Origin of the sequence: Streptococcus sp. 1055, from assembly GCF_013276815.1 — a bacterium.
GTDB classification, from domain to species: Bacteria; Bacillota; Bacilli; order Lactobacillales; family Streptococcaceae; genus Streptococcus; species Streptococcus pseudopneumoniae.
The window spans coordinates 1-9,783 of record NZ_VMLT01000114.1; the positions used below are offsets into that span (position 1 = coordinate 1).

Below are 9,783 nucleotides of genomic sequence, written 5' to 3' on the forward strand. Positions count from 1 at the left end.
TTGATAAGGGTACGGATCCGCTTAAACCAGCCACAGACGGAGACGGTTTCCCTGATGTTGTAGAAAAAGACGCAGGTTCAGATCCAAACGATCCTAAGTCAAATCCAGATACCAAAGATACCGATGGAGACGGTTTCCCTGATAAGGTAGAAAAGGCAGAAGGAACAGATCCAAACGATCCTCAGTCAAATCCAGATACCAAAGACACCGACGGAGACAGTTTCCCTGACGTTGTAGAAAAAGACGCAGGTTCAGATCCAAACGATAAGAACTCAACACCAGATAATGTCGACACCGACAAAGACGGCTTCCCTGATAAGGTAGAAAAGGCAGAAGGAACAGATCCAAACGATCTTCAGTCAAATCCAGATACCAAAGATACCGATGGAGACGGTTTCCCTGACGTTGTAGAAAAAGACGCAGGTTCAGATCCAAACGATAAGAACTCAACACCAGACAATGTCGACACCGACAAAGACGGCTTCCCTGATAAGGTAGAAAAGGCAGAAGGAACAGATCCAAACGATCCTCAGTCAAATCCAGATACCAAAGATACCGATGGAGACGGTTTCCCTGATAAGGTAGAAAAGGCAGAAGGAACAGACCCTACTAAAGCCGATACAGACGGCGATGGCTTGACTGATAAGGAAGAAGTAGAAAAAGGAACAGACCCTACTAAAGCTGATACAGATGGCGATGGCTTCACAGATAAAGAAGAAGTAGATAAGGGAACAAATCCGAAAGATCCAAACTCGAAACCAGAATCTAAACCAGTAGATCCATCAACTAAGGATACAGATGGCGATGGCTTGACTGATAAGGAAGAAGTAGAGAAAGGAACAGACCCTACTAAAGCCGATACAGATGGCGATGGCTTGACTGATAAGGAAGAAGTAGAGAAAGGAACAGACCCTACTAAAGCCGATACAGATGGCGATGGCTTGACTGATAAGGAAGAAGTAGAAAAAGGAACAAATCCGAAAGATCCAAACTCGAAACCAGAATCTAAACCAGTAGGTGCATCAACTAAGGATTCAGATAGTGTTAAAGATCCATCAGTAACATCGGTTAAAGATCCAAGCAACTTGACTGATGCAGAAAGAGCTAAGGTAGCCGAAGAAGTTAAGAAATCTAACCCAACTGCAACAGATGTTAAAGTAGGTAAAGATGGAACAATAACTGTAACCTTCCCAGATGGCTCAACAGCAGTAATTCCAGCAGCTAAAGCAGTTGAGAAAGCTAAAGATGCAGATAGTGTTAAGGATCCGTCAGCAACACCAGTTAAAGATCCAAGCAACTTGACTGACGCAGAAAAAGCTAAGGTAGCCGAAGAAGTTAAGAAATCTAACCCAACTGCGAAAGATATTAAGGTAAACAAAGACGGATCAGTAGTTGTAACCTTTGAAGATGGTACTACATCTGTTATTCCAGCAGATAAGACAGTCAAGAAATCAGATAGTTCAGTAGCAGTTAATCCAGCTACCAACCAAGATTCACCTGCTCAAGCACCAGCTGAGAAAGCAGGAGCGAAAGAATTGCCAAATACTGGTACAGAACAATCTAGCGCTTCACTTGCTCTAGCACTTCTTGCAGCAGCAACAGGGGGACTCCTTATCGCGAAAAAACGCAAGGAAGAAGAGTAAGAAATTACTTTGATAAAATAATTCATAGGATAAACATTCTGTAAATTTAACGAAAATAGATTGGAACACTATGTTCTAGTCGCCCCCAAAAGGATAGCATCTCCGAGAGGAGATGTTATCCTTTTTTTACTAGTGAATCAAATGATATAGTGGATTGAATTTATAATAGTACGGTAAGCGCGTCATAACAAGGTATCTATCATTCATGGAGTTCCTCCTGTATACTATTCGTAAAGTAAAACTATTGGAAGATATTTTAATGCCACAACCTATTGTTCCTGTAGAGATTCCACAATCTCGAAATGATAGAAGAGCTTTTGGATAAGGTGTTGCTCTATGACAATTCATCTATCTAGCCTAGGGCAGGTCTATCTCGTGTGTGGGAAAACGGATATGAGACAAGGCATTGATTCACTGGCTTATCTCATTAAAACCCACTTTGAATTAAATCCCTTTTCAGGTCAAGTCTTTCTCTTTTGTGGTGGACGTAAAGACCGCTTTAAATCCCTTTACTGGGATGGTCAAGGATTTTGGCTACTATATAAACGCTTTGAGAGCGGCAGACTGACTTGGCCCAGTACAGAAAAGGATATCAAAGCTCTCACGCCTGAACAAGTAGACTGGCTTATGAAGGGCTTTTCTATCACTCCCAAAATAAATTCATCAGAAAGTCGTGATTTCTATTGAAAGACGGGCATCTGGTCCTTTCCAATAATCTAGCTGAACGCGCTATTAAATCATTGGTTATGGGACGGAGTAAAAGAGTCCAGTGGACTCTTTTAGCCTAAGAAAAACGTGGACTGATTTTGTGTTTGGATTATGACCTTGAACGACATGCTTTAAAAGTTAGTTGAACCGCCGTATGCCGAACGGCACGTACGGTGGTGTGAGAGGGACTAGAGATTATCCCCTACTCGATATTTTTTTCGTATTTCATAAACATTTCATATTTGGGTTTTATAATAGTCTTACAAATATGGAGGTGACAAATGAATCCAATCCAAAGATCTTGGGCTTATGTCAGCAGAAAACGACTGAGAAGTTTTATTTTATTTCTGATTTTATTGGTCCTATTGGCTGGAATTTCAGCCTGTTTGACGCTGATGAAGTCCAACAAAACAGTTGAAACCAATCTTTACAAATCACTCAATACATCTTTTTCTATTAAGAAGATAGAAAATGGTCAGACTTTCAAGTTGTCGGACTTATCATCCGTGAGCCAGATTAAGGGACTGGAACATGTCTCTCCTGAACTCGAGACGGTCGCAAAACTAAAAGACAAGGAAGCAGTGAGTGGCGAGCAGAGCGTGGAGCGTGATGAATTGTCAGCAGCGGACAAAAACTTGGTCAGCTTAACGGCTCTTGAGGATTCATCCAAGGATGTAACCTTTACTAGCTCGGCTTTCAACCTAAAAGAAGGTCGTCACCTTCAAAAAGGGGATTCAAAGAAAATCATCATCCACGAAGAGTTGGCTAAGAAGAACGGTCTTTCACTTCATGACAAGATTAGCTTGGATGCTGGACAGTCAGAATCTGGCAAAGGACAAACTGTCGAGTTTGAAATCGTCGGAATCTTCTCTGGTAAAAAACAAGAGAAATTTACAGGCTTGTCTTCTGACTTCAGTGAAAATCAAGTCTTTACAGATTATGAAAGTAGCCAAACCCTTTTGGGCAATAGTGAAGCTCAAGTCAGTGCAGCACGCTTCTATGTAGAAAATCCTAAGAAAATGGACGGACTCATGAAGCAGGTAGAAAACTTGGCCTTGGAAAATCAAGGCTACCAAGTCGAAAAGGAAAACAAGGCCTTTGAACAAATCAAAGACTCAGTGGAAACCTTCCAAACCTTCCTGACCATCTTCCTTTATGGGATGTTGATAGCAGGAGCAGGAGCCTTAATTCTGGTTTTGTCTCTCTGGTTGAGAGAAAGGGTCTACGAAGTGGGAATTTTACTGGCACTTGGAAAAGGCAAGAGCTCAATCTTCCTACAATTCTGTTTAGAGGTAGTTTTGGTATCTCTCAGTGCTTTGCTTCCAGCATTTGTTGCAGGAAACGCAATAACATCTTACCTACTCCAAACCCTACTAGCAAGTGGAGATCAGGCAGCCCTACAAGACACGCTAGCTAAAGCAAGCAGTCTATCAACCAGCACCCTATCTTTTGCAGAATCCTATGTTTTTCTAGTTCTGCTTAGTTGCTTATCTGTAGCCCTTTGTTTCCTATTCTTATTTAGAAAATCGCCGAAAGAAATTTTATCATCTATTAGTTAAGAAGGAGAAATCATGACTTTATTACAATTACAAGACCTTAACTACCGTTATAAGAACACTGCTGAGGCAGTCCTATATCAGATCAATTATCATTTTGAACCTGGGAAATTTTACAGTATTATTGGGGAGTCAGGAGCGGGGAAATCCACTCTCTTGTCCCTACTTGCTGGTTTAGATAGTCCTGTTGAAGGTTCGATTCTTTTCCAAGGAGAGGATATTCGTAAGAAGGGCTATTCCTACCATCGTATGCACCATATTTCCCTGGTATTTCAAAATTATAACTTGATAGATTATCTTTCTCCACTGGAAAATATCCGCTTGGTCAACAAAAAGGCAAGCAAGGATACACTGCTTGAGCTTGGTTTAGATGAAAATCAGATCAAGCGGAATGTTCTCCAGTTATCAGGTGGTCAACAGCAACGTGTTGCCATTGCTCGCAGTTTGGTCTCAGAAGCTCCAGTTATTCTAGCTGATGAGCCAACAGGAAATCTGGATCCTAAAACTGCTGGAGATATTGTCGAACTGCTCAAATCACTTGCCCAGAAAACAGGTAAATGTGTCATCGTCGTAACCCACAGCAAAGAAGTGGCACAAGCATCAGATATTACACTTGAGTTGAAAGATAAGAAACTGACTGAAACTCGAAATACTACGAAATAATACGAACTTTTTCTGTTCAAACTATAAAATAGAATAAAATCTAGAAAGGGAATCTATGTTACACAACGCATTTGCCTATGTTACAAGGAAGTTTTTCAAATCGATTGTCATCTTCCTGATTATTCTCCTCATGGCGAGCTTGAGTTTGGTCGGCTTGTCAATCAAGGGAGCTACTGCCAAGGCTTCTCAGGAGACCTTTAAAAATATCACCAATAGCTTCTCCATGCAAATCAATCGTCGCGTCAACCAAGGAACGCCTCGTGGTGCTGGGAATATTAAGGGTGAAGACATCAAAAAAATCACCGAAAACAAGGCCATCGAGTCTTATGTCAAACGTATCAACGCTATCGGAGATTTGACTGGATATGACCTCATTGAAACGCCAGAAACCAAGAAGAATCTCACTGCTGATCGTGCCAAACGTTTTGGAAGTAGCTTGATGATTACAGGTGTCAATGACTCCTCTAAAGAAGACAAGTTTGTCTCTGGTTCTTATAAACTAGTCGAAGGAGAGCACTTAACCAACGACGACAAGGATAAAATCCTCTTGCACAAGGACTTGGCAGCCAAACACGGCTGGAAAGTAGGGGACAAGGTTAAACTGGACTCTAATATCTACGATGCAGATAATGAAAAAGGAGCCAAGGAAACAGTTGAAGTGACAATCAAGGGACTCTTTGATGGTCATAATAAGTCAGCAGTAACCTACTCACAAGAACTTTACGAAAACACAGCTATTACAGACATTCACACTGCTGCAAAACTTTATGGATACACAGAAGACACAGCCATTTATGGGGACGCAACCTTCTTTGTAACAGCAGACAAGAACTTGGATGATGTTATGAAAGAGTTGAATGGCATCAGTGGTATCAACTGGAAGAGCTACACACTCGTCAAGAGCTCCTCTAACTACCCAGCTCTTGAGCAATCTATCTCTGGTATGTACAAGATGGCCAACCTCCTCTTCTGGGGTAGCTTGAGCTTCTCAGTTCTCCTCCTTGCCCTCTTGCTCAGCCTTTGGATCAACGCCCGTCGCAAGGAAGTGGGAATTCTCCTCTCTATCGGCCTCAAGCAGGCAAGTATCTTGGGGCAATTCATAACCGAATCTATCTTGATTGCTATCCCTGCTCTAGTTTCTGCTTACTTCCTAGCTAATTACACTGCCCGTGCAATTGGAAACACTGTCCTTGCCAATGTGACTTCAGGTGTTGCCAAACAGGCTAGTAAGGCGGCTCAAGCCTCTAACCTTGGTGGTGGTGCAGAAGTAGATGGCTTTAGCAAGACCTTGTCGAGCCTAGATATTTCTATTCAGACTTCAGACTTTATCATCGTCTTTGTCCTAGCCTTGGTTCTAGTGGTTCTCGTTATGGCGCTTGCTTCAAGCAATCTCCTTAGAAAACAACCAAAAGAGCTTTTGCTGGATGGTGAATAATACTGATGCTAGACTGAAAAATGAGGCTAGCAACTGAAAGTTTTAAAATGATACATGAAGCAGAAAGCAGTGGTGAAAATCATTGCTTTCAGTTGCTTTCTTTGTACTTTAGTGTTAAATATGATATACTAAAGTTATGGAATTTATTAGAAAGGGGTTTCGCAACTTATATATGGAATTGTGCATAAAAATCTATAGATAAATCTGTAGAAGCCTATCCATATCGCAAACATAGGCTAGTAGACCTAGGCAGGGTCTACCTTGGAAAATATAGAATAGTGAGGAAAAATAAATATTATGAGACAAACAAATGTTAGAGGAAGCTTATCCCTCCGTGGTTTTAGAAAATTAAGAACGGGTGCAATTGTTGCGACAGGTGTGATTCTACTGGGGCTAGGCTTTTTAGCTCCAACTGTATCAGCCAGTGAACAAGATGGTGTTTGGGTAGCCAGAACAGTTGAGGAAGTGAAAGCTGATATTCTAAATATAGACAATTTATCACACTACACAATTAAGTGGGGAGATACATTGAGTGCTATTAGTGGGGCAACAGGGCTATCTGTTGATAGTTTGGTTGAGATAAATCGTATTGCAAATAGAGATTTGATTTTTGCTAATAATAAATTGTATTTTAGCGAAGAGGCTTTTCTAAAAGATGGAAATACAGAAGTAAAAAGACAGCGAGTGTCGATTGATAATTCTGGTAGTCGTCAAAGTTATGAAGTTGAAACAAAAACAGATACTGTAACTGGTGAACAAAGGACTACTGTTAAACAAACGACACCAGTAGCTGTGGAAATCCCAGCGGCGTCAGCAGAGAAAGCTGAAGAGTCAGTATTGCCGGCATCGAAATCAGAAACCTCAGTTTCAGTTGCGCCAAAAGCCGAAACAAGATCAGAAACTTTACATGCTCCATCTGCAGATACTACAATTGAATCAGGGAACTCAACTGAATCAAGTCCAGTAGTAGACAAGGCCCTTTCAAATATAGGGACAACAAATCAACCTGTAGTTTCAAATCCAAGTTCTGAAGCGCCAGCACCGAAAGTGGAAGAGCCAATGGTATCAGAACCAAAATCGGAAGAACCAGCGACCCCAGCACCAAAAGTGGAAGAACCAGTGTCACCGGCGCCAAAAGCAGAAGAACCAGCAACACTGGCACCAGAAGTAGAAGAGCCAGCGACCCCAGCACCGAAAGCGGATGAGCCAACGGTATCAGAACCAAAAGCAGAAGCACCCGTATCTCCAGCACCGAAAGTAGAAGAGCCAACGGTATCAGAACCAAAAGCAGAAGCACCAGCAGCGCCAAAATCAGAAGAGCCAATGGTATCAGAACCAAAATCAGAAGCACCAGCAGCGCCAGCGCCAAAATCAGAAGGGCCAATGGTATCAGAACCAAAAGCAGAAGCACCAGCAGCGCCAAAATCAGAAGCACCAGCAACACCGGCACCAAGAGCGGAAGCACCAGCGTCTCCAGCACCAAAATCAGAAGCACCGGTAGCTACAAGACCAACCACGGAAGATCCAGTAACATCGAAAGGGGAAGTGCCGGCTGTACCACAAAAGGAGGTGCAGACTGTACTTAAATCGGAAGTGAGTCAAGCATCTGCTGGCAATGTTTTGGTGGGAATCAAAGGAGAATTTTTAACACCAGATCAACAAGCTATCTTAGATTCTCTTAATAAGATTCGTAAAGAGGCTTTTGAGGAGAAATTAGTAGATAAGTATGTTCCGATTAAGTGGTCAACACAACTGGAAAAAACGGCTCTTATGAGAGCTGCTGAGTCTTCTATTACGAATGCCCATGCTCGTCTCTCTGACAAAAATATTTGGACAGCTTTTCCGACTGGTACTAGAACATTTGGAGAAAACTTGGCGTGGAATTATAAAGGATTTGCAGAGGCGATTAAGCAATGGTACTCAGAAAAAGCCGATTATATTAAAAAATCAAAGGGTGAGACAGTTGCAGGTCAAACTGGTCATTATAAATCATTGATAAATCCTCTATATACTTATACAGGTCTTGGTGCATTTAATAACCCTCGTCATGAACATCACTGGATTACTGTTGCACAAATTTTAGGAGATAAGGTCGACTCGGAGGCTTTAGTTGGACAGTATGGGCCAGCAATTCAAGAAGCAGAGGTGACAGAATCTCAACTTTCCTCATTTAAAACAAAAGCTGATATTGTCGAAAACATATCTGATAAAAGAGACAAACAGTAAAGATGTTAATTCACAGGAAGCGTCTTCAGAAACAAGAGATGTAACATCGCACGGTAACGGAGCAACAGAGGAAGCAAAGACTGTAGAATCTACGGAAAGCACAGAGAAAAGTCAAGTAGAACCAGCTGAAAACACATCAGCTACGGATATGGCAGAAACAGGAAAAACATCTGTAGCTCCATCATCAGACTCAGAAAAAGTATTGACCACCACAGAAGAAACTGGAGAAGCGACTTCGTCTGATTCTAACTTAGTAAATTCACAAGAAAATAATTCTGAGACACAAGATGGAACAACAAATGCCACATCAGAAGAATCGTCAGAGTCAAAAGAAGCATCAGTTACCTCTGAAAGTGAGTCAACAGACACACAACCATCTGTAGAAGTAGGAACAGAAGAAACACTAGCTCCAAAAGACGCAGGAACAACAGTAGAAGCTGAAGAAGTTGTAACATCAGCTCCTCAAAAGGTCAAAGTCAATGTTTTTTATAACTTTGATAAAATGAAAGATATTGCAGGTTTTCTAGGAGATATCAATGGAACTCCTCTTGAAATCGCGGAAGGTTCAACAGATGATGAAGTAAAAGTAGCAGTCAAGAACCAAGTTGATGCCAAGAAAGAGGAATTACGTAAACGTGGTTATACTGTTAAAGAAGACTATCTCTATAAAAATAATGGGAAAGATTATAATTACGTTGTAACATTTTCAAAAGCAGCTAAATAATTTTCATTCCACAGAGAGTGAAATGCAAGCAGAGAGAGCGATAGGCTCTCTTTGTTTTATCTAGTGGTCAGTTGCTTACAGACAAAAGGCCAATAAGAGGCTATAATAGAAAATAGAGTAGGTAGTTATTCTAATACTCTTCGAAAATCTCTTCAAACCACGTCAGCTTCCATCTGCAACCTCAAAACAGTGCTTTGAGCAACCTGCGGCTAGCTTCCTAGTNNTTTCATTGAGTATTATTCTAAGAAAAATAAAAAATAGAGAGCAGTTAAAGTATGAAAATTTTAATTGTAGAAGATGAAGAGATGATTCGTGAGGGGATCAGTGATTATTTGACGGATTGTGGTTATGAAACCATTGAGGCTGCAGATGGGCAAGAAGCCTTGGAGCAATTTTCTAGCTATGAGGTAGCCTTGGTTTTACTGGATATCCAGATGCCCAAGCTCAACGGCCTAGAAGTCCTAGCTGAGATTCGTAAAACCAGTCAGGTTCCTGTCCTGATGTTGACTGCCTTTCAGGATGAGGAATACAAAATGAGTGCTTTTGCCTCTCTGGCAGATGGCTATCTGGAAAAACCTTTCTCCCTCTCCCTCTTAAAAGTGAGGGTGGACGCGATTTTCAAGCGCTATTATGATACAGGACGAATCTTCTCCTATAAAGATGCCAGGGTGAATTTTGAGAGCTACAGTGCCAGTCTAGCAGGTGAGGAAGTAGCCATCAATGCAAAAGAGTTGGAAATTCTGGACTATCTGGTGAAAAATGAAGGACGAGCCTTGACTCGATCTCAGATTATCGATGCCGTCTGGAAAGCGACAGATGAGGTTCCCT

8 protein-coding genes and 1 pseudogene are annotated in these 9,783 nt (G+C 41.5%); all 9 read left to right on the forward strand.

The annotated features are described in order from the left end of the window. On the forward strand, positions 1–1,643 hold a 1,643-nt coding region (locus HT699_RS09670), incomplete at its 5' end, for an LPXTG cell wall anchor domain-containing protein (protein WP_172934315.1). A gap of 336 nt (positions 1,644–1,979) precedes the next feature. Further along, positions 1,980–2,330 carry an IS66 family insertion sequence element accessory protein TnpB gene (gene tnpB, locus HT699_RS09675; RefSeq protein WP_023937629.1) on the forward strand — a complete coding sequence of 117 codons (351 nt, stop codon included), beginning with the start codon at positions 1,980–1,982 and terminating at the stop codon, positions 2,328–2,330. Beyond that, a pseudogene (locus HT699_RS09680) lies at positions 2,324–2,398 on the forward strand (transposase); the annotation flags it as partial. The gene tnpB and the pseudogene HT699_RS09680, both read left to right, overlap by 7 nt. Positions 2,399–2,632: 234 nt before the next feature. Next, positions 2,633–3,910: an ABC transporter permease gene (locus tag HT699_RS09685; protein WP_054388056.1), complete on the forward strand. Its 1,278-nt coding sequence runs from the start codon at positions 2,633–2,635 to the stop codon at positions 3,908–3,910. A 12-nt stretch (positions 3,911–3,922) separates the two neighbouring features. Then, on the forward strand, positions 3,923–4,570 hold the full coding sequence (gene vex2 / locus HT699_RS09690) for an ABC transporter ATP-binding subunit Vex2 (protein WP_000173719.1): 648 nt from the start codon (positions 3,923–3,925) through the stop codon (positions 4,568–4,570). Positions 4,571–4,625: 55 nt separating this feature from the next. After that, positions 4,626–6,005, forward strand: a complete 1,380-nt coding sequence (vex3, locus tag HT699_RS09695) for an ABC transporter permease subunit Vex3 (RefSeq protein ID WP_054388057.1) — start codon at positions 4,626–4,628, stop codon at positions 6,003–6,005. A 297-nt stretch (positions 6,006–6,302) separates the two neighbouring features. Further along, positions 6,303–8,231 (forward strand): CAP domain-containing protein, encoded by a 1,929-nt coding sequence (locus HT699_RS09700; protein ID WP_138706176.1) that lies wholly within the window; start codon positions 6,303–6,305, stop codon positions 8,229–8,231. After that, complete coding sequence (locus tag HT699_RS09705; RefSeq protein WP_138701080.1) at positions 8,194–8,955, forward strand: hypothetical protein; 762 nt, start codon at positions 8,194–8,196, stop codon at positions 8,953–8,955. Before HT699_RS09700 ends, HT699_RS09705 begins: the two co-directional genes overlap by 38 nt. Before the next feature lie 275 nt (positions 8,956–9,230). Further along, the coding region (gene vncR, locus HT699_RS09710; RefSeq protein ID WP_172934316.1) for a response regulator transcription factor VncR at positions 9,231–9,783 on the forward strand (553 nt) is incomplete at its 3' end.